Annotated in this window: 19 protein-coding genes; 11 read left to right on the forward strand and 8 right to left on the reverse strand. The window is 49.1% G+C overall.

Going from position 1 to position 20,271, the window contains the following annotated elements; translation table 11 throughout:
- Window positions 1–50: 50 nt before the first annotated feature.
- Window positions 51–257, reverse strand: coding sequence for a transcription antiterminator/RNA stability regulator CspE (gene cspE, locus J3369_RS16970; RefSeq protein ID WP_303572635.1), 207 nt, complete (start codon window positions 255–257; stop codon window positions 51–53).
- Window positions 258–647: 390 nt separating this feature from the next.
- Between cspE and J3369_RS16975 the strand changes: the two genes are divergently transcribed.
- Window positions 648–2,735: a putative bifunctional diguanylate cyclase/phosphodiesterase gene (locus tag J3369_RS16975; protein WP_349589081.1), complete on the forward strand. Its 2,088-nt coding sequence runs from the start codon at window positions 648–650 to the stop codon at window positions 2,733–2,735.
- Window positions 2,736–2,747: 12 nt separating this feature from the next.
- On the opposite strand, the gene J3369_RS16980 is transcribed toward J3369_RS16975, so the two are convergent.
- The 3 genes from J3369_RS16980 to J3369_RS16990 form a co-directional block, all read right to left on the reverse strand.
- The gene (locus J3369_RS16980; protein ID WP_349589084.1) at window positions 2,748–3,164 is read right to left on the reverse strand and encodes a hypothetical protein; all 417 of its coding nucleotides are present in this window, start codon (window positions 3,162–3,164) and stop codon (window positions 2,748–2,750) included.
- Window positions 3,164–4,366 carry a hypothetical protein gene (locus J3369_RS16985; protein ID WP_349589086.1) on the reverse strand — a complete coding sequence of 401 codons (1,203 nt, stop codon included), beginning with the start codon at window positions 4,364–4,366 and terminating at the stop codon, window positions 3,164–3,166. The genes J3369_RS16980 and J3369_RS16985 overlap by 1 nt, the downstream gene beginning before the upstream one ends.
- Window positions 4,367–4,438: 72 nt before the next feature.
- Complete coding sequence (locus J3369_RS16990) at window positions 4,439–5,479, reverse strand: PLP-dependent cysteine synthase family protein (RefSeq protein ID WP_349589089.1); 1,041 nt, start codon at window positions 5,477–5,479, stop codon at window positions 4,439–4,441.
- A 249-nt stretch (window positions 5,480–5,728) separates the two neighbouring features.
- Here J3369_RS16990 and J3369_RS16995 point away from each other — a divergent pair, with 249 nt between their 5' ends.
- Window positions 5,729–5,971 (forward strand): TIGR03643 family protein, encoded by a 243-nt coding sequence (locus tag J3369_RS16995; protein ID WP_349589092.1) that lies wholly within the window; start codon window positions 5,729–5,731, stop codon window positions 5,969–5,971.
- A gap of 81 nt (window positions 5,972–6,052) precedes the next feature.
- Here the strand turns inward: J3369_RS16995 and J3369_RS17000 are convergent, their stop codons facing one another.
- On the reverse strand, window positions 6,053–6,790 hold the full coding sequence (locus J3369_RS17000) for a 3-keto-disaccharide hydrolase (protein ID WP_349589094.1): 738 nt from the start codon (window positions 6,788–6,790) through the stop codon (window positions 6,053–6,055).
- Between the two features lie 243 nt (window positions 6,791–7,033).
- Here J3369_RS17000 and J3369_RS17005 point away from each other — a divergent pair, with 243 nt between their 5' ends.
- Window positions 7,034–8,188: a DUF547 domain-containing protein gene (locus J3369_RS17005; protein WP_349589097.1), complete on the forward strand. Its 1,155-nt coding sequence runs from the start codon at window positions 7,034–7,036 to the stop codon at window positions 8,186–8,188.
- An 81-nt stretch (window positions 8,189–8,269) separates the two neighbouring features.
- Here J3369_RS17005 and asd read toward each other — a convergent pair whose 3' ends face one another.
- Window positions 8,270–9,391: an aspartate-semialdehyde dehydrogenase gene (gene asd / locus J3369_RS17010; protein ID WP_349589100.1), complete on the reverse strand. Its 1,122-nt coding sequence runs from the start codon at window positions 9,389–9,391 to the stop codon at window positions 8,270–8,272.
- 374 nt (window positions 9,392–9,765) lie between these two features.
- Here asd and nhaC point away from each other — a divergent pair, with 374 nt between their 5' ends.
- The 7 genes from nhaC to cyoE all read left to right on the forward strand — a co-directional run bounded on the left by nhaC (window position 9,766) and on the right by cyoE (window position 17,000).
- Window positions 9,766–11,187: a Na+/H+ antiporter NhaC gene (gene nhaC, locus J3369_RS17015; RefSeq protein ID WP_349589103.1), complete on the forward strand. Its 1,422-nt coding sequence runs from the start codon at window positions 9,766–9,768 to the stop codon at window positions 11,185–11,187.
- Window positions 11,188–11,595: 408 nt separating this feature from the next.
- Window positions 11,596–12,006, forward strand: a complete 411-nt coding sequence (locus tag J3369_RS17020; RefSeq protein WP_349589106.1) for a hypothetical protein — start codon at window positions 11,596–11,598, stop codon at window positions 12,004–12,006.
- Between the two features lie 181 nt (window positions 12,007–12,187).
- The gene (gene cyoA, locus J3369_RS17025; RefSeq protein WP_349589109.1) at window positions 12,188–13,126 is read left to right on the forward strand and encodes a ubiquinol oxidase subunit II; all 939 of its coding nucleotides are present in this window, start codon (window positions 12,188–12,190) and stop codon (window positions 13,124–13,126) included.
- A 2-nt stretch (window positions 13,127–13,128) separates the two neighbouring features.
- A complete protein-coding gene (gene cyoB, locus J3369_RS17030) occupies window positions 13,129–15,117 on the forward strand; it encodes a cytochrome o ubiquinol oxidase subunit I (RefSeq protein ID WP_349589112.1) in 1,989 nt (662 codons plus the stop codon).
- Complete coding sequence (gene cyoC, locus J3369_RS17035) at window positions 15,114–15,716, forward strand: cytochrome o ubiquinol oxidase subunit III (RefSeq protein WP_349589114.1); 603 nt, start codon at window positions 15,114–15,116, stop codon at window positions 15,714–15,716. The genes cyoB and cyoC overlap by 4 nt, the downstream gene beginning before the upstream one ends.
- Window positions 15,716–16,054: a cytochrome o ubiquinol oxidase subunit IV gene (gene cyoD / locus J3369_RS17040; protein WP_070126334.1), complete on the forward strand. Its 339-nt coding sequence runs from the start codon at window positions 15,716–15,718 to the stop codon at window positions 16,052–16,054. Before cyoC ends, cyoD begins: the two co-directional genes overlap by 1 nt.
- A 49-nt stretch (window positions 16,055–16,103) precedes the next feature.
- Window positions 16,104–17,000: a heme o synthase gene (gene cyoE, locus J3369_RS17045; RefSeq protein WP_070126333.1), complete on the forward strand. Its 897-nt coding sequence runs from the start codon at window positions 16,104–16,106 to the stop codon at window positions 16,998–17,000.
- A 104-nt stretch (window positions 17,001–17,104) separates the two neighbouring features.
- Here the strand turns inward: cyoE and J3369_RS17050 are convergent, their stop codons facing one another.
- Entirely contained in the window at window positions 17,105–18,016 is a 912-nt protein-coding gene (locus J3369_RS17050; RefSeq protein WP_349589119.1) for a LysR family transcriptional regulator, read from the reverse strand.
- A 120-nt stretch (window positions 18,017–18,136) separates the two neighbouring features.
- Here J3369_RS17050 and J3369_RS17055 point away from each other — a divergent pair, with 120 nt between their 5' ends.
- A complete protein-coding gene (locus J3369_RS17055) occupies window positions 18,137–19,243 on the forward strand; it encodes an NADH:flavin oxidoreductase/NADH oxidase (RefSeq protein WP_349589122.1) in 1,107 nt (368 codons plus the stop codon).
- A 78-nt stretch (window positions 19,244–19,321) separates the two neighbouring features.
- Here the strand turns inward: J3369_RS17055 and J3369_RS17060 are convergent, their stop codons facing one another.
- Complete coding sequence (locus tag J3369_RS17060) at window positions 19,322–20,209, reverse strand: alpha/beta hydrolase (RefSeq protein ID WP_349589125.1); 888 nt, start codon at window positions 20,207–20,209, stop codon at window positions 19,322–19,324.
- Window positions 20,210–20,271: the final 62 nt, after the last annotated feature.

Raw genomic sequence — 20,271 nt, forward strand, 5'->3', positions numbered from 1 at the left:
AAAACGGGCGCTACCAGTGAGCGCCCGTTATAAATAGGATAAGCGTTTGCTTACAGTACTACTACGTCAGCAGCCTGTGGGCCTTTGTTGCCTTGTTCGACAGTGAACTGAACGTTTTGACCTTCGCTTAAAGAACGGAAACCGTCAGATTTGATCGCACGGAAGTGTACGAAAACGTCTTTACCGCCTTCCTGAGAAATAAAACCGAAACCTTTAGCTTCGTCAAACCATTTTACTGTACCAGTTACCTGAGACATAAATTACTCCAAAAAATAATAAGTTAAATTAAATACGCCTATTTACGTATGAGGTCTTTCAGGTTTGGAACAGGCGTAGATCAGTAGTTTTCCGGAAGTAATTCTGTGAAGACTTACAAAGAATATAAAGAAATAGCATTAACAAGTTTGAATAGGACCTTCAAAAGGCGCGGCGATGTTACCAGTTGTTCATCAAAATAGCCAGCTTATTTTTTAACCGGTTTTCAATGACAGAATTTTAATCTTCACCGGCCCGTTATTTTCTATATTTATGATTATAAAATCGCCATGCAGGAAATTGCACAAGCAACACCAATGCGCTTTATAAATCAGTGACTATACTCAGAACAGACCAAGCATATAAAACGTCACGCCATCCGGGGTTAATGTTTGAAAAGCCTTCGCACAGAAATTGCGGCAATAACGCTTATTTCTATTACCGTCATCAGCGCGCTGGTGATGTGGGTGTCGTTGCGTGTTTACGAAGGTCTTTACGAAGAATTTGTCTCTCAGGAGCTGCAGGCTCTGTCTGAGAACCTGGCCAATGACCTGCTGCCACACATGACCGCAGATGATGAGTTCCCGCTCATCAGTGTACTTCTGCGTTTAGATGAATATGACAATGTGGAATTTGCCCGCGTCTATAATACGCAAGGCGAGATAGTTAGTGCTTACATCGGCTCTGCACTAATTAAACACAGGCAACATGCAGGGAATGAAAGTTCAGCCGGGGATATTCTCCTGCACGAACTGGACTACGGACTTCATATTGAAGACAGCCATATCCGCGTGGTTAAAATAATTGGTGACCCGGCCCTGCCTCAGGGCAAACTTGTGATTTCCTATCTTATTGAGCAGTCACTTGCAGACAGTCAGAGAAAGTTCGTTGTTGCCATTGTGCCCTTTGTTATTTTCATTCTGCTCACCGCAGTGTTTCTTGTACTGGAGTTACAACGCCGCTCCCTGCAACCTTTATTTAAACTCATCGAGAAGATGCGCCGGGTAGAAGAAACCAAAGATTACGCCATAGAAGTAAGCATTGAAGGTAAGTCGGAAATCAAAGCCCTCACCCACGGCTTTAACAGCATGATGTCAGACATCAACAAACAAACCGAACTTAACCGGCAGAAAAATAAGTTACTTACCCGTCAGCAGGAACAAATGGAAAAGCTGGCGAACTTCGACCCCCTTACCGGATTGCCCAACCGGCAGTTTTTAATGAAGTGTCTGAACATCGAACTGGCCAGAGCCAAGCGGGAAGAAAAAGATGTGGCTCTGCTCTTTCTTGATCTCGACGGGTTCAAAATGGTGAACGATTCCTTCGGCCATGATGTGGGAGACAAATTACTTTGTAAAATTGCTGATGTGATCAGTGACAGCCTGAGATTGGATGATGTTGTCGGCCGGTTGGGCGGCGACGAATTCGTCATTATTCTTGGTGAATGCAGTTCGGTGGAACAGGTTGAAGAAGTCGCAGCACGGCTGGTTGAGGCTATCGGCAGTGATCAACAGGTTGATCAATGGAAACTGGAAACAGGCGCAAGCATCGGTATTGCGCTGGCGAAGGACTGCGACTTCAGCCTGACCACCTTAATGAGCAATGCGGATATTGCCATGTATCATTCCAAGCGAAACGGGCGGGGTCAGTTCACGCTTTTCACCCGCATGATGCAGGACGACAACCACCGTATGATCCGCATCTCTACCAGTATTCACACGGCGATAGAAAACAATGAATTTTTCCTTGTCTATCAACCCAAAGTGGATCAGAGCAGTAAGGTAGTGGGCTTTGAAGCATTGATCCGCTGGTATAACCCTCACCTTGGCATGGTGTCACCGGCAGAATTTATACCCATAGCCGAGCAGAGTAACAAAATATCAGTTATCACACTCTGGGTCATGGCGCAGGTATGCAAGGACGTAAAACACATTCTCAGACAATACGGAGAAACCACAACGATTTCCCTGAACCTGTCAGCCAATGATTTAAAGGACGAAACGGTCACCGCTTTTGTGCTGAAAAAAATCCGTGAACTGGGCGGACTGGCCGGTGCCATAGAGTTCGAAATTACGGAATCAGCCTACCTTAAAAGTTTTCAGGCGGGGAATGCGTTTTTTGACGATCTTCGCGCACTGGGATGCAAAATAGCACTTGATGACTTCGGTACAGGGTATTCTTCTTTAAGCTATCTCACCGAATTCAGCATTGATACGCTGAAAATCGACCGTCAGTTTGTCAGTCAGATTGGTGTATCACAACGTTCAGAACTTATCACCGTCACCATTCTTGAGATGGCACGTCACCTGAAACTGAAAGTGTGCGCCGAAGGCGTTGAAACCCTGGACCAGGCAACGTTTCTGATTGATCACGGATGCCACCTTCTACAAGGCTATTATTACGGCCGGCCAGAGCCGATTTGTGAAAATGATGAAGAGGACGGGTTAATTCCCGCCCTCGAAAGCCAGCATAGTTTGTAGCATAACCACTTTTCAGCCCGAGGTGTACAGCACTGTCAGTGTTTCCGGCAGCGTCACATCTGCAGGGAGATAGCCGACACTACCCTGATTTTCCAGCAAGTATTCCATCATAGCATCCACAGATTGCACCTGAACCGGTGCCTTATTTCTGCCGCTGAACCGCATTTGCGCCCAGTAAGACTGAATGCGTGACTCTGTGAGGCCCACTATTCGTGCATTAAAGATAAGCCTGGTTTGCGCGCCGGGGACAAGTGTCACCGGTTCAAGCCCGGACGAAGCTCCGCCCATAAACAGATTGCGCACTTCATGCTTTTGCATGTTGCCTGCCGGCTCTGCAAGATTTGCTACCACGATAATCTCATCACTGGCTTTTGCAGGCTGTGACGACATTAACAGCGCAAGGGTGAGAGTAAGATTCATCAACTTCATCAGAATACCCACTCCAGTCCGAACTGGTACAACACGGCCTGACGGTCAAAGTTTTCGGAGCCCGCTTTTAACTCGAACAAAGAGGTTTTGCCGGGCTCACCGTCTAAAAACGTTACTTCCGCTTTCAGAGCCATGCCCGGGCGGAAGTCCCATCGCCCGGTCAGAGTGACAGAATCCAGCACATCGGTGGGAAATCTTGCCTGCAGTTGCTCCACGCCGTAGTAGAGCATATCGAGCTGAGGGTCCAGGCCAACGGGAATGGTGTTGTTCAGTTCCCCCAAAATCTGATTGGATTTGGCGTAAGTCACGAGTAACTGGTAATCACCGAAATAGCGTCCCAGCGTGACATAGTAGTTTTCGATACCGGCCAGAATATTAATGGTGGATTCCACGTCTACATACTCTGCAGACATAAACCAGTCCAGGCTGTCGTAACTTATTCCTACAAGGTAGGCATCTACCCGTCCCATTAATGAAAAATAATCAGCTAAATCATCAAATCCGGCGGCTTTCAGTCCGCCGGTCAGTTCTCCGAGACCGGCAATATCCGCTTCCGCGTCGGCAGAAATAAACGTTGCACCGCGCAGTTGCCAGCCCCGGTAACTGATTTCGGCGATACCGCCGTACATCTCTTTCACCTCAATGTGAAAGCTCTCACCGCTGGCTTCAATGTCGTCAGAAAAAGAGCCGTAGTATCCTTCCAGTCCAAAATAGATATCGTCAATATTGAACTGATAGCGGGCGTTCCCTCCTTCGTAGCGGGGAAAGAACAGATAGCTGCCGTACAGCTGTCGGGGAGGAGATATCCAGGGATAGGCGTATCCCACGTCAAATACGTCAGAATACTGGAGATAAGGTGTACGCAACCGGCCTGCTTTGAATTGCCAGTTTGCATTGGGTTCATAGCTTAAGTAGAGCCATTCCAGCCCGGAACCGCGACTTTCATCACTGTGCAGAAGCACCTGCCCGGAGACCGATACCGTGCCGGTCAGGGCATAATCAGCCTGTAAGCCCAGCAATGACTTCTCTGAGAAACTGACTTTATTCTCATAGCCTTCAAAGTAAGCCTGATCAGTATCCAGATAGCCGGCCACCACGCGGGCGAACCCTGAAAATTCCACGGGGACGTCGTCACTGGCATTATTGCAGGGTGAGAACAACAATGCGGCAGTGAAGACACCTGTTAAACCTGACTGTTTCAACCTGTGAGATCACTTTATCCAAACTCATACCTGTTTTGAGTATTGTTCAAAGCGTCATTTTTACCAGCCGGTTTATGCAAATTTTTGCAACTGCTCAGTGTAAGCGCTGATGTCCCCGAACATTTTCTCTACCCATTGCAGATTGTGGTAAGTATCAAGATAACGCTCACCACTGTCACACATCAGCGTAACAATAGACCCCTGCTCTCCCCGGGATTGCATTCCTTCAGCCACCTGCAATGCGCCCCACAAATTAGTACCGGTAGAGGCGCCGGCGCGGATCCCTGCAATATCTGCCAGCCAGTGAATGGTGGCAATACTGGCTTTGTCTTCCACCTTCAGCATTTTGTCGATGACATCCGGCTGAAAGGACGCTTCTACTTTGGGCCTTCCTATACCTTCAATGGCACTCCCCCGCTGACTGGTTAACGTGCGGTCTCCGGACTGATAACTGTCGTAAAACACGGAATGCTCAGGATCCACAACAACCAGTTCGGTCGCCAGCCCCTTGTAACGGATATAACGGCCAATCGTCGCTGAGGTACCACCCGTACCGGCGCTCATGACCACGGTATGGGGCACACTGTGAGGTTCAGCCGATATCTGGCCGAAAATACTTTCAGCAATGTTGTTATTACCCCGCCAGTCAGTGGCACGCTCAGCGAACATGAACTGATCCATAAAATAGCCGTTACACTCCTGCGCCAGCCGGACGGCTTCATCGTGCATATGGGTGGGACATTCCACAAAATGACAACGCCCGCCGAAACGGGTAATCAGGTTAATTTTGCTTTGTGCCGTGCTGCGGGGCATCACTGCGATAAACGGAATACCCAGCATTCGGGCAAAATACGCTTCAGACACAGCTGTGCTGCCGGAGGATGCTTCTACGATAGTCGTGTTTTCACCAATCTTGCCGTTGCAAAGGGCATAGAGAAATAAGGAACGGGCCAGACGATGCTTTAAACTGCCGGTGGGATGGGTACTCTCATCTTTCAGATAGATATCAATACCCTTCAGATTAAGTCCTTCAAGCTTAATAAGGTGCGTATCAGCGGAGCGCTGAAAATCCGCATTAATTTTTCTGATCGCCTCTGCAACCCAGTTTTTCATAGTGAGGTCCGTTTATGGTTTGTATGAAGTCAGTATAAAAGCACCAGCAGGGAATCTTCCCGCATTTTTTAGCTGCAAGTCCGGCGAAAGAGAAAAATAATTGCAAACAGTGAACCTCAAAGAGAATAAAAATGCAAAGAAACACTCTCACCGCTGAGCCAGACATTAAATATCATTAAACCATACCGCAGACTTGTTCTGTACTGTCTGATATCCGCTATGCTAACTGCCCGTTAAACAGGAGCTCGTATGACACCGGCAGAATTGTCCCGCGTAGTAGAAATGGCGTGGGAAGACAGAACCCCGTTTGAAGCATTAGAGATACTATACGGACTCAATGAGTCCGCAGTAATAAAGCTCATGCGAAAGGAGATGAAACCATCATCCTTCCGCATGTGGCGGAAACGTATGCAGGGAAGACAAACTAAACATCTGAAGTTACGTCATCCTTGCATTGAGCGCGCTTACTGCCCGACACAGTACAAACGCTGATGGCTCTCAAAGCGTTACTGGCTTTAAACAGGCTGCCGCCTGAGCGCCGGAAGCCCGTTTCGCCGCTTCGTTGTAGCCAGCTTACAATTCTTTTATTTTGATATTCCGGAAAGCTACCGGCGAGGTCCACTCCTGCAGCACGATGTGCCCTTTGGTAGCCTTGCCGAAATCAGCAAAGCTTTTAAAATTGGACTGAGATACCCAGTCTTTCCATTTTTGACTGGCAAGGTCAACTTTCGCGGTTAAATTGCCATTCAGGTAAAAGGCCACTCCACCTTTATTTTGCTTGATAACCGACTGATTCCACTGCCCCTGCTCATGCACAGAAGTTTGTGTAAGCTGTGCGGAATAACCGTACAGGCAACCCGGATTTTTCGCCGGCTTTTTATTATCGATATGTTCAGGACCCAGGAGCTGATATTCAGGTCCGGTTTGCCAGGCTAGCTGATTTTCCGGGTTTTCCTGCACATTGATAAATACACCGCTGTTACCATCTACGGTTGTTTTCCATTCGAAAGCCAGTTCATAGTTTTCAAATTCAGCATCTGATGTCAGGTCGCCATGCTGAACACCGCTGGTACGCAGATCAACAGTAATAGTGCCGTCCTGCACTATCCATGAAGGCTTAGCATCAGGATGTTGAAATAAGTGCCATCCATCCAGTGTCTTGCCGTCAAACAGCAACTTCCAGCCCTCTTTGACTTCAGTTGCGGTCAGCACATTTTGCTGAGATGAAGATGTTGCAGCCATCGAACCGGCACTAAAGGCTGACAATGCACATACTGCCAGCAGCAATTTTTTATGTTGATTGATTTTCACAGACCATCCTTAACAAAATTCCCGGGGTTTACAGATAAGTGTGTCCCTAATCTGCTGAATGACACATTACAGTAACATCTTTGTTACTTCCATCGGCTCCCGGCCTTTTTCTTCCGGTGCCATGCTCAGTGCGGCAGACTTCCGGACATGCCTGGGATAACCGGCTCTCCCCGGTTTGCTTTCCCCTGTCCCGGGGCGTATAAAAGACAGTACATAAAGTGTTCAAGCAAAAGGATTATTGTGATGAAGAATGCCTGTTGCCTGTGCTTTGCATTCCTGTTCATCAGTTTGCTGAGTTACGCCGGAGAAGCCGGTGTACCGGAAGTGTTCAGAGGCCACGCAAAAGACAACAAGCTATATCTGCAATATGATGATCTGGACACATTTTTAAAAACATTTGTTTCTGTGACCGGCTGGTCTGAGAGGCAAAAAGCGGAGAACATAGATTCCAGAGTGGGGACACGCCTGAAAGTGCGCATTAATCCGCTGACGGTACTGGAGGGTAATAAATTCTACTTCACCGCCTTTGATAATGAACAGGTGGTTTCCACATTGGCAGATATGCAGGCCAGTCTGATGTCCCTGCCCGATGACATTCCTTTACCTCTTCTCAGTGCAGATGAGCAACTGGCATACTGGCTGAACCTCTATAACTTCACCATGCTCAATGAGATTGCTAAACGCTATCCGGTCTATAGCATGAGTCGCTACCTCAATCCTGACGAAGATAAGTATTTCCTTGATGACAAAGTCATGACAGTGGCAGGTATCCCTCTAAGCCTGAATGACATTAAAGACAAAATCCTGAAGGAAAAATATGACAGCAATCCGCTTATCCTGTATGGCCTGTTTCAGGGCAATATTGGCGGCCCCGGCATCCAGAAACGGGCATTCCGTAGTCGCGGAATATGGCGGACACTGAAAAAGTCTGCCACTGAATTTATTAATTCAAATCGTGGCACCTACTACGACGGCAAAGTTTCAGTGTTCTATGAGCGCAACCTGAACTGGTTTAATAACGATGAGGCGGCATTGAAAGCGCATATCCTGACGTATCTCGGCGGTGAAATGACTGAGGAGATCGATAAGGCAAAATCGCTGGATTTCGCCATGAAAGACTGGCAACTGGCAAGCGTAATGGGTGATCAGCGTAGTTACGGCGGGTCTGGTGCGACCAACAGTGCGGCTATGTTAGATTCAGTTGTAGTGAGCGGCAGCGCATTAGTTCCCACTCATATGATGGAGGAATGGGTTTCTAAAACGCCGGCGAGCACCCGTTTATCACCGTCTCAACTGGCGGTACTTGATGATCTGCGTACCCGGTTCGCTGTGGCCCGGGGCTCGGTATCTGTCACCGATCTCAACGAAGAAGAGGCGAAGTCAGACAAAGACCAGTAGCCAATGGTAAAAGGAATTCCGGACCAAACAAAAAGGGCGATGTTTTCACATCGCCCTTCCGTATTGTGCTTTTTTAACGTTTCATGCGTCCAGGATAATCCGCAGCATGCGACGCAGCGGTTCAGCCGCGCCCCACAATAACTGATCACCGACAGTGAAGGCAGAAATGTATTCCGGTCCCATTGTCAGTTTACGGATACGACCTACAGGAATCGATAAAGTACCGGTTACTTTTGCCGGCGTCAGCTCCTGCATGGTGATCTCACGGTCATTCGGGATCACTTTCACCCAGTCATTGTGCTTCGCCAGTAAACCTTCGATTTCTTCAACACTCAGGTCTTTTTTCAGCTTCAGAGTAATGGCCTGGCTATGACAGCGCATTGCACCAACACGAACACATAATCCGTCTACCGGCACCGGTGAGTTCTGAGTACCCAGGATCTTGTTGGCTTCAGCCTGCGCTTTCCATTCTTCACGGCTTTGACCTGACGGCAGTTGTGTATCGATATACGGGATAAGGCTGCCGGCCAGCGGCACACCGAACTGTTCTGTCGGGTTATCATCAGAGCGGATAAATTCAGCAACCTGACGGTCGATGTCGAGAATAGCTGTTGACGGGTCGTCGACCAACGCTTTCACATTACCGTACACAGCACCCATCTGGCTGAGCAATTCACGCATGTGCTTTGCACCTGACCCGGAAGCTGCCTGATAAGTCATAGGCGATGCCCACTCAACCAGATCTGCTTCAAACAAACCACCCAGCGCCATCAGCATGAGCGATACTGTGCAATTACCACCTACATAAGTTTTAACGCCGCCCTGCAGACCTTTATCAATTTCACCACGGTTTACCGGATCTAAAATGATCACCGCATCATCTTTCATCCGTAGTGCTGAGGCAGCATCAATCCAGTAGCCATTCCAGCCGCTTTCCCGCAGGGCCAGATAGACTTCTTTAGTGTAATCACCACCCTGACAGGTAATAATAATATCCTGCTTTGCCAGTGCTTCAATGTCATTGGCATCTTCCAGTACACCGCAATCTTTACCGGCGAAATCCGGCGCAGGTAACCCTTTTTGAGAGGTCGTGAAAAAGGTTGGCTCAATGAATGAGAAATCGTTTTCTTCCTGCATTCTTTGCATTAATACAGAGCCGACCATACCGCGCCAGCCAACTAAACCAACTTTATTTTGAGACATTCTCTGAACCCTTCTTGTGTCCTTCCCGGCGCCTGTCTGACGGCAAAACCTCTTGCGGGCTCTTTATCTTTTGCCGTTGTTCACCGGAAACCTGTTGTAAAGGCCGCAGTCTATAAAGAAAGTCACGGCTTTGCCAGCAGCATTTGTTATCAGCAATAGCTGTTTTTCATACAAGACTGGTAATTTCCGTTGAGCAGTCAGTATTGCGCGATGTTGCGATTGCGCTGCGTCGTGGATTCCGATAGGGTAGAAATTAACCAACAGAATAATAACCTATTGATTTAGATTAACTTACCTGCCCTCTCCGGCCACTAAGATAATAAAGGAGCCCGCTTTTATCAGCAGGAACGGGACAGATACAAGGATGCAGAATCATGCAAACAGTCAGACAACCTTCTCTGCTCCAGGTCGGATTACTCGCCGGCGTAATTATTCTGATGATAGTTGTTATGACCCAATATACTCCGCTTCCCATTCAGCTGGCGCTGCTGGGCGCCTGGTTTGCCACTCTCGGGCTGGGGAAATGGCTCGGTCGTAGTTATGAATCTATGCAAAACGGACTGCTTAGCGGCATCTCTCAGGGAATGGAAGCTATTCTTGTACTCATCGCAGTGGGCGCACTGATTGGTAGCTGGATGGCCGGCGGCATTGTGCCGTCCATTATTTATTACGGTTTGTCTGTAATGACACCTCAGATATTCCTGTTCGCCGCCTTTTTTATCTGTGCGGTAACTTCCCTGGCGACCGGTACATCCTTCGGTACTATCGGTACCGCAGGCATTGCCATGATGGGGATTGGTGAAGGCTTTGGTCTGCCCGCTCCTCTTGTCGCCGGTGCTGCCATATCAGGGGCTTATGTGGGAGATAAATTATCCCCGCTGTCTGACACAACCGTGATGACGGCCTCATTGTGCAGAGTCGATCTCATCGAACATATTAAATCCATGCTTTATATCAGTGTACCTGCAATTGTGATTGCCAGTGCCCTGTTTTTGTTCACCGGCATTCTCACAGGCCATCAGGGAAGTACCGGACGGGCAACAGAAGTTATGGCCGTTATAGATGCCTGGTTTACGGTCAGTCCGTTTATGATTTTGCCCGCACTGGCGGTCATCACCCTGCTCATTCTTCGTCAGCCGGCGGTTCCGGTTATCTTTTTTGGTGCTTTACTTGGCGTTGTCTGGGCAGTTTTGTTTCAGCAGCAGGATGTCATACCGGCATTGGAAACGTTGTACGGCGGAAGCCACATCGAATCTGATGACAATGTTATCGCCGTGCTGCTGAACCGCGGCGGTATGGTGTCTATGCTGCCAAATATTCTGCTTATTATTCTGGCTCTGGGCATCGGCGGCCTGATGGAAGCCACCGGTGTACTGACTACCATTACCACCTCACTGCAACGCTGGGCTGATAACGTGACAAAATTGGGTTTATCCACACTACTGGCAGGGATCATTGGCAATATATTGGGTGGAGCGGCCTATGTATCGCTCATTACCGCCAGCACGATTACCGGTAAAAACTATAATGCGACGGGTACGGACCGGCGGGTACTGTCCCGTAATGCAGAATCCGGCGGAACGGTGGTGACACCGATGATTCCGTGGTCAGACGGAGGGGTATTCATGGCCACTACCCTGGGTGTGACCACAGCAGCTTACCTGCCTTATTTATGGTATCACCTGCTGGTACTTGGCATTGCTGTTCTCTACAGTTTTACCGGCTGGTTTCATTTCAACAACGCCATCCGGCCCGCAAAAACGTTCACTAACGAACAAAAAACAACCGAATCGTAGTCGCAAAAATCGCAGGTTCACGCTCCTTATCTGAATATTTCCACTATTTAACTATTGTTGCGCGATTGTTAAATCCACAACAAAATCAGGGACTATCGGTAAGGGTAAAAGGAAAAAACTACGACTTTGGTCATGCGTCCATAAGACCTTAGGAGCGATCAGGTCGGATATTGACTCATATTGTCTGAAATTGATATGGATCAACCCCGCCCCAAATGAAAACAAAATGTTAACAGCGATCACAAGGTGTTTTCACGCCTGCCGGAAATCTGTTCTCAGTCTCTTTTACTTCACTTGAGTCCCGGGTGATTTTTCTCTACTCTCTGACGCCCGAAGACTAATTTCCTGTTGAAATGTCGTTTCGAGACAATTCAGCATGACCGGTACACACGAGGACAGATAGTCAGCATGATTACCTCATTGCTCACCAACAATGCTTATGCGGTTTCCTTAAACCGTATGGCAATTGACAGCACCACGCGTGTTGGGGTGGTGCTTTGGCTGGCGACCCTCGTACTGGTATTCAATGTGTCTTTAATTATCAGCGGTATCATGGCGGACTCATCGGAGTTTGTTGGTGCCCTGCATGACAACCTTGTTGTCGAACCTCATTCCCTGGCAGTGATGCACGAAGCATTATCTGTGTTCTTCTTTTCAGCAGTCCTGCTTATCTGTTTATTGGGTATTCATCTACAGCCCGCCCCGTTAACGCGCGCCGGTGTAGCTGCCTCCCCGAAACCAGTTTTAATCGTTAACGACGATTACCGACAGCCGTTTGTGCAACAATCCGGCAGTCGCGCACCACCTTCTGACAAGTGATTTTCTGTTGATTACAGACGTGCCTCAGGTACGTCTGTAATCAAGAGCGCGTCGCGGGTCACTCCTCTGCTGGTTCACGCCGTGTTCACTTGTTCGAAAACCTTCGATAGTCACTATCGGAATATTACGCGTGTCGTCTGTGACGGCAATAACGTTGAACCCGGGTTATAGGAAAATGCTTTTGTCTATTCGTAACCTTTCTAAATTAGCTTTTGCGTCAATCGTGCTGTTACTGGCCGGTTGTAGCGGTGGCGTACTTGATCCGAAAGGACAGGTAGGTATTGAAGAAAAGAACCTGATCATTCTGTGTACGATTCTGATGCTTATCGTTGTTATTCCGGTGATTGTACTGACGCTGTATTTCGCCTGGAAATACCGCGCGAGCCGCGACTTTGAAGTCTACACACCGAAATGGGCTCACTCTACCAGGATTGAAGCCACGGTTTGGTCTATTCCAATTCTGATCATCATTGCACTGGGCATCATTACGTGGCAATCAACCCACGCATTAGACCCTTATGCACCGCTTGAAGATAAAGGCGAGCACATGACTGTTGAAGTGGTTTCACTCAACTGGAAATGGCTGTTCATTTATCCTGAGCAAGGCATTGCAACGGTTAACGAACTGGTGATTCCGGCTGACAAGCCAGTTTCATTCAAAATCACTTCTGAAGGCACAATGAACTCGTTCTTCATTCCTCAGTTGGGTAGCCAAATCTACTCAATGGCAGGCATGGAAACTCAGTTACACCTGATTGCTGATGAGCCGGGTACCTACAAAGGTATTTCTGCGAACTACAGCGGTGCGGGTTTCACTGGTATGAAGTTCGACACCATTGCTACGCCAACTGAAGCCGACTTTGATGCCTGGGTTCAGAAAGTAAAATCAGAAGGCGGTTCCCTGACTTCTGAGAACTTTACACAATTAGCTGAAGATAGTGAAAACCACCCTGTAACTTATTACAGCACGGTTAGCGACGGTCTGTTCCACGAAATCATCATGAAGTACATGAAAGATCATGGCTCTATGGATTTCTATGGTAAGCCTGCTAATGCCGCTACCGGCGAAAAAGCCGAAGCGATGCAGCACAACGGCCATCACATGGGGGTTGAAGAGTAAGTATGTCTTTTTTAGGTAAGTTATCTATAGAGGCTGTACCGTACCACGAGCCAATCGTTATGGTTACGCTTGGGGTTGTTGCAGTACTCGGTCTGGTGATCGCGGGTCTGATCACCAAATACAAAGCATGGGGTCCGCTGTGGCGCGACTGGATCACGTCCATCGACCACAAACGCCTGGGTGTTATGTATATTATCCTGGCACTTATCATGCTTATGCGCGGCTTTGCCGACGCCATTATGATGCGTACGCAGCTCGCTGCGGCAACAAACGGTGCAGAAGGTTATCTGCCACCGGAACACTACGACCAAATCTTCACCGCACACGGTGTCATCATGATCATCTTTATGGCGATGCCATTCATGGTGGGCCTGATGAACATCATCGTGCCGCTGCAGATTGGTGCGCGTGACGTTGCCTTCCCGTTCCTGAACAACCTGAGCTTCTGGCTGACCGCTGGTGGTGCAATTCTTATCAACCTGTCTTTAGGTGTGGGTGAGTTTGCGAAAACCGGTTGGGTTGCTTATCCGCCGCTGGCGGGTCTGGAGTATTCACCGGGTGTCGGGGTTGATTACTATATATGGGCCTTGCAGATATCGGGGCTCGGGACGCTCTTGACCGGGGTTAACTTCCTGGTAACTGTATTCAAGATGCGTGCGCCAGGCATGAAACTGATGCAAATGCCTATCTTCACCTGGACTTGTACCTGGGGTAACATCCTGATCGCTGCGTCATTCCCTATTCTGACTGCAGTACTGGCGATGCTTACGCTTGACCGTTATCTTGATTTCCACTTCTTCACCAATGATTTAGGTGGGAACTCGATGATGTACATCAACCTGTTCTGGGCGTGGGGTCACCCTGAAGTATACATTCTGGTTCTGCCAGCATTTGGTATCTTCTCGGAAATCATTTCCACCTTCACGGCGAAGCGTCTGTTCGGCTACAAGTCGATGGTTTACGCATCCGGTGCAATCGCAATCCTGGGCTTCATTGTTTGGTTACACCACTTCTTCACAATGGGTTCCAGCGCGAACGTTAACGCCTTCTTCGGTATCATGACGATGATTATCGCCGTACCGACCGGGGTAAAACTGTTTAACTGGCTGTTCACCATGTACCGTGGCCGTCTGACCATCACTACGCCTGTGCTGTGGACGTTAGGCTTCATGGTAACGTTCACCATCGGTGGTATGACAGGCGTACTGCTTGCTATCCCTGGTGCTGACTACGTACTGCACAACAGCTTGTTCCTGATTGCTCACTTCCACAACACCATCATCGGTGGTGCGGTATTCGGTTACCTGGCAGGTTTTGCTTACTGGTTCCCGAAAGCAATGGGCTTCAAACTGGATGAGAAAACCGGTAAAGCAGCATTCTGGTGCTGGCAGATCGGCTTCATGCTGGCGTTCATGCCACTGTACGTTCTGGGCTTCTTAGGAATGACCCGTCGTCTGAACCATACTGACAATCCTGACTGGAACATCTGGCTGTACATCGCTGCATTCGGTGCTTTCGTAATCGCTGCGGGTATCTTCTTCCAGCTGCTGCAACTGTTCATCAGCTTTAAGAACAAAGAAGCGCTTAAAGATACTACGGGTGATCCGTGGAATGGTCACACGCTGGAGTGGTCAACGGCGTCTCCGCCTCAGTACTACAACTTCGCTGTTATTCCTCACATCAAAGACATTGATGCATGGACTGACATGAAAGAACGTGGTGATGCGTATCAGAAGCCTGAGAAATATGCCCCAATCCACATGCCTAAGAACACCTCTGCTGGTTTCTTCATGAGCATGAGTCTGACTGTGATGTGCTTTGCGCTAATCTGGCACATCTGGTGGCTGGCAGCTGTTGGTTTCATCGGCGGTATCGCAGTATTCATCAAGCGCTGTTACACCAGCGACGTAGATTACTACGTACAGGTTGATGAAGTAGAGAAAATCGAAGCAGAGCATTTGTCTGCTAATGCTAAAGGAGTGAACGCATGAGCTCAGTAGCCACTGATATGCATCACGATCACGACCACGAGCATCACGAGAATAACAACGTATTCGGTTTCTGGGTTTACCTGATGACCGACTGTCTGTTGTTTGCCTCGTTCTTCGCAACCTACGCAGTGTTGTTCATGAACACTGCCGGTGGCGTGTCTGGTAAAGACATCTTTGAACTGGACTTCGTTGCAGTTGAAACCGCGGCACTACTGTTAAGTAGTATCACCTTCGGCTTCGCAATGATTGCAGCGCACAAGCAAAACAAAGGCGGCACACTGTTGTGGTTGGCTGTTACCTGGGTTTTCGGTGCAGTGTTCATCGGTATGGAAATCTATGAATTCCATCACCTGATTGTTCATGGTAACGGCCCTGATACCAGCGCATTCCTTACCGCGTTTTTCTCGCTGGTTGGTCTGCACGGTCTGCACGTAACTTCAGGTCTGATTTGGATGACCATCATGATCATCGAAGTGATGCGTCGTGGTCTGAAAGATCAAACTGTTACGCGCCTGAGCTGCTTAAGCCTGTTCTGGCACTTCCTGGACATCGTCTGGATTTGCGTATTCACCGTTGTTTATCTGATGGGAGCACTGTAATGAGTCAACATGATTCTCACGCTGTTAGCCATGCAAACGACCATGGTGATGTGAAATCCTATGTGATTGGGTTTGTACTGTCGGTCATACTGACAGTCATCCCTTTCTGGATGGTTATGGAAGGCGACTTCTCTAAAGGCACCACTATCTGGAGTATCGTTACGTTAGGTCTGGTACAGATTTGGGTTCACCTCAAATACTTCCTGCACCTGAACTTCGTTACCGAAGATGGCCGTGCAAGCACGTTCTCGTTCCTGTTCAGTGCGCTTATTATCTTCATGGTAGTCGGTCTGTCTGTCTGGATCATTTACGAGTCTAACGCGATGATGATGTACTAGCCTGCTGGCTGGTACATTTTCCAAAGCGTATGCGAGGAAAACTGGAAATATGAAACCTGTATTTCGTCGATATTTAACCGTGACTAAGCCCGGCATTATTATGGGCAACCTGATCTCTGTCGCCGGTGGTTTTCTGCTGGCATCACGGGGTGACGTTGACTTTATGCTGATGGCGGCAACGCTGATTGGCTTATCACTGGTTGTTGCATCCGGATGTGCAATTAATAACTGCATTGACAGGGATATTGATGCCAAGATGCAACGTACCCGCTCCCGGGTTACCGTGACGGGGGAAATGTCGCTGAAAGCCGCATTCTGGCATGGCATTGTGCTGGGTGTGATGGGTTTTGCCCTGCTGGTGGCGTACACCAACGCCACTGCGGTGTTTTTCGCTGCACTGGGTTATGTCGTGTATGTGGGCGTTTATAGCCTGTATATGAAACGTAACTCTGTGTACGGCACACTGGTTGGCAGCTTGTCCGGTGCGGTTCCCCCGGTTGTGGGTTACTGCGCGGTAAGTGGCCAGTTCGATGCTGCCGCTGCCATTCTGCTGGTGATGTTTAGTTTGTGGCAAATGCCCCACTCTTATGCCATCGCGATTTTCCGTTTCAAAGATTATGAAGCGGCGAATATTCCGGTACTGCCGGTTGCAGAAGGTATCGAAAAAGCCAAACTGCATATCGTGCTTTACATTGCGGTATACGCGATTGTAACCATGATGCTGTCGATTGCAGGTTACACAGGTATCGGTTTCCTGGCCGTTGCCTGTACCACCAGTTTCTGGTGGCTGCTGATGGCACTACGAGGTTATCGCCCTGATATCGACATGACACGTTGGGCGCGTCAGGTGTTCGGCTTCTCCATACTGAACATCACGATCCTAAGCATTGCCATGGCGGTAGACTACCACGATGTAGCGCCTAAACTGTTCGCCTTAGCGCTATAGACTTGTAAATACGAAAAAGGGCCGCTCAACTGAGCGGCCCTTTTTTTTGTGCACTGCTTTCCTGTCATCACGGATTTCTTTTGTTCACTTCTCTTCCCGGGTTATCACACCTCGCTCAGAATAATTTTAATTTGCTCCCGTATCCATTTTCGCAGGCCGTCTTCATGGGTCCGGGGATGCCATACCTGCTCTATCTTCACATCGGGTAACGATACCGGCGGCTCCCGGCTGGTAAGGTGCTGACAGGTAGCGGTTGCATAATCAGCGATGGGCTTCAGGCAAGTAAGAAAAACCTCGCGGCCGGTCACCAGTCGCGGTAGCACCATGAAACCTGATGCACCGGCTACCACCCGCCGGGTTAACCCCGCTTCCGCTAAGGCAGTGTCCACATCACTGTTAAGGTTGCCGGTCAGCGTTGACACTACATGGGGCTTGCTGGCATAAGTTTGGACATTCAGTGGCGTACCGGCGGGGATAAGGGCTTTGTCATGCACCACCCGGTAGGGGGTGACCATGAGTGACTGACGATAAAAATGTTCGGGCAGATCCCTGAAAAAGCCGGCAATGGCTATGTCACAATCACCTTGCTCCAGCGCCTGCACAGGCAAACGGCCGGACGTATTATGCATGACGATAGTTACGCCCGGCGCTTCCGCCTGTACTTTATCCAGTAAACGGGGAAGGAGTAAAAAATCCACCAGATCGGTACCATAAATATGGATTGCCTCATCCCGCTGTCCGATGGCATCACCCTCTGCATTAACGTAGAACTCTTCCAGACACTTCACCACACAGCATACCTGTTTAGCCATCTGATGCGCTTTGGGCGTGGGTGTAAAGCCGCGTCCGGTGCGGATAAACAACGGATCATCAAACTCACCACGCAGCTTGTTGAGTTTGTGGCTCATTGCGGGCTGGCTCAGGTTCATGCGAAGAGCAGCCTTGTTCAGGCTGCGCTCTTCGTAAAGCACAGTAAACAAATACAACAGGTTAAAGTCTTTTGATGCGATATTCATAAATTGGAATTATATTTTCGAAAACATTCACTTTTTAAAATCATAAACCGCCCCTATTACTGATAGCAAGTCAGGGGAGCATTTTGTTCCCGGCCAACTCATTATCATAAAGGAAACGTTATGCCCGATTTATTCAGCCCTTATTCACTAAAGTCAGTAGAACTCAGAAACCGCATTGCTGTGCCGCCCATGTGTCAGTACAGCGCAGACGATGGTCTTCCTAACGACTGGCATCAGGTTCACTATGCGTCATTGTCACGGGGTGGTGCCGGGCTTGTGATCGTAGAGGCAACCGGTATTGCCCCTGAAGGACGGATAAGCCCGGGATGCCTCGGTTTCTGGAGCGATGAGCATACCCCCGGGCACACTGCCATTGTTAAGCGCATCAATGAGGGTGGCGCTGTGCCGGGTATTCAGCTTGCTCATGCCGGCAGAAAAGCGTCAGCGAACAAACCCTGGGAAGGTGACGACCACATTGCAGAAGATGATCCCCGCGGATGGCAACCCATCGGCCCGTCAGCGGTACCGTTTGGCGCGAACTTACCCCGTACACCCACGGAAATGACGAAAGCAGATATCGAGCGGGTAAAAGCTGACTTTGTTGCTGCTACGAAACGCTCTGTCGAAGCCGGTTACAAGTGGTTGGAACTACACTTTGCCCATGGCTATCTGGCGCAAAGCTTCTGGTCGCCGGTTGCCAATCAACGTGATGACGAATATGGCGGCAGCCCTGAAAACCGCGCCCGTTTTCTGCTGGAAACCATCGATGCAGTTAAAGCCGTGTGGCCGGAAGATTTACCATTAACAGTGCGTTTAGGCGTCATAGAATATGATGGTAACGATGACAAGCTGGTTCCTGAATCCATTGAGCTCATCAAAAAGATGAAAGACCACGGCGTCGATTTTGTCAGTGTATCGGTTGGCTTCAATACACCTGAAGCCAATATTCCCTGGGGCCCTGCCTTCCTGGCGCCGGTATCACAACAAATTCGCGAGGAAGCAGACATCCCGGTCGCTACAGCATGGGGTGTTGACGATCCGGTGCTGGCCAATAAAACCATTGAAGACGGACAGCTGGATTTGGTGATGGTAGGCCGTGCGCACCTGGCGAACCCGCACTGGAGCTATGATGTAGCTAAAAAGCTGGGTAAAGACTCACCTTCATGGGTACTGCCAACACAGTATGCACACTGGTTAGCCCGTTACGCTCCGGCCGATTACAAATAACGGTCTGAACAGATAATTATCTGAAATGTTGCCCGCAGGGCAACCATGGCGCAGGTAAGTACCTGCGCCACATCACGCTCACTGATTTTTCACCCGGGCAGGTATAACCCCGAAGTTTTCCATCCATTCCAGCATATTGCTGAACCAGTCAGTCGGGTGATTCATCCCGAATCCGTGCCCGCCGTCAGGCAGCAGTAACATCTGTACAGGCACCCGCTTTTCCACAAGTGCGGCATGATATTGCAACGCATTCCCTACAGGCACGGCTTTATCATCATTAGCGTGAACAATGAAAGCCTGCGGTGTATTAGTGGTGACATTGTCCTGTGCGGAGAAAGTTGAAATCAATCTGTTGTCCGGCGATTCGCCCAGTAAATTCAGCCGTGATCCCTGATGCGTTACATCTTCTTTCATTGAGATCACCGGATAGATAAGCACCTGGAAATCCGGACGAAGGATTTTTTTCGTATGCGCTTTATTCACCGGTTGTTTGAACTGAGTTGCCAGTGTGGCAGCCAGATGTCCACCGGCAGAGAATCCCATTACGCCCACCCTGTCAGAGTCGATCCCCCACTCCTTTGAATGCTGACGCACCAGACTGATGGCCTGCTGCGCATCCTGAAGAGGACCATAGGACGGGTTATGCATAATGTCTTTCAGTGGCATACGGTATTTCAGCACAAATGCGGTAACACCTGCCCCGGCGAAACGGCGGGCGATATTAAAGCCTTCTTTATCGATGGCCAGCCTTTCATAACCGCCACCGGGCAAAATAATAACAGCGGTACCGTTCCGCTCATCCTCAGGAGGCGCGACCATAGTCAGCTCAGGAAAATCCACTGCGACAACCGAGCGGTCATTTATCACCTCCCGTCCCTGAAACTCTGTGGGTGTGTGGGCTATTTCCCCGGGGATCCCTTCAGGATAAAGTGTTAATCCGGTTATCTGAATCTGCTCTGCTGACACCGCAACTCCGCTGTTAATCAAAACAATCAGTATCATACCGGATAAACCGGCCTTGCGGCGAC

This window comes from Alteromonas sp. NFXS44 (assembly GCF_040148705.1).
GTDB lineage: Bacteria > Pseudomonadota > Gammaproteobacteria > Enterobacterales > Alteromonadaceae > Alteromonas.

Coding starts and splice junctions, on each gene's coding strand:
- nhaC (WP_349589103.1), top strand. CDS start 9,766: ATGCAAACAGTCAGACAACCTTCTCTGCTCCAGGTCGGATTACTCGCC.
- cyoD (WP_070126334.1), top strand. CDS start 15,716: ATGAGTCAACATGATTCTCACGCTGTTAGCCATGCAAACGACCATGGT.
- cyoE (WP_070126333.1), top strand. CDS start 16,104: ATGAAACCTGTATTTCGTCGATATTTAACCGTGACTAAGCCCGGCATT.
- cyoC (WP_349589114.1), top strand. CDS start 15,114: ATGAGCTCAGTAGCCACTGATATGCATCACGATCACGACCACGAGCAT.
- cspE (WP_303572635.1), bottom strand. CDS start 257: ATGTCTCAGGTAACTGGTACAGTAAAATGGTTTGACGAAGCTAAAGGT.
- J3369_RS17050 (WP_349589119.1), bottom strand. CDS start 18,016: ATGAATATCGCATCAAAAGACTTTAACCTGTTGTATTTGTTTACTGTG.
- J3369_RS16980 (WP_349589084.1), bottom strand. CDS start 3,164: ATGAAGTTGATGAATCTTACTCTCACCCTTGCGCTGTTAATGTCGTCA.
- asd (WP_349589100.1), bottom strand. CDS start 9,391: ATGTCTCAAAATAAAGTTGGTTTAGTTGGCTGGCGCGGTATGGTCGGC.
- J3369_RS17055 (WP_349589122.1), top strand. CDS start 18,137: ATGCCCGATTTATTCAGCCCTTATTCACTAAAGTCAGTAGAACTCAGA.
- J3369_RS16990 (WP_349589089.1), bottom strand. CDS start 5,479: ATGAAAAACTGGGTTGCAGAGGCGATCAGAAAAATTAATGCGGATTTT.
- J3369_RS17020 (WP_349589106.1), top strand. CDS start 11,596: ATGATTACCTCATTGCTCACCAACAATGCTTATGCGGTTTCCTTAAAC.
- J3369_RS17005 (WP_349589097.1), top strand. CDS start 7,034: ATGAAGAATGCCTGTTGCCTGTGCTTTGCATTCCTGTTCATCAGTTTG.
- J3369_RS16995 (WP_349589092.1), top strand. CDS start 5,729: ATGACACCGGCAGAATTGTCCCGCGTAGTAGAAATGGCGTGGGAAGAC.
- cyoB (WP_349589112.1), top strand. CDS start 13,129: ATGTCTTTTTTAGGTAAGTTATCTATAGAGGCTGTACCGTACCACGAG.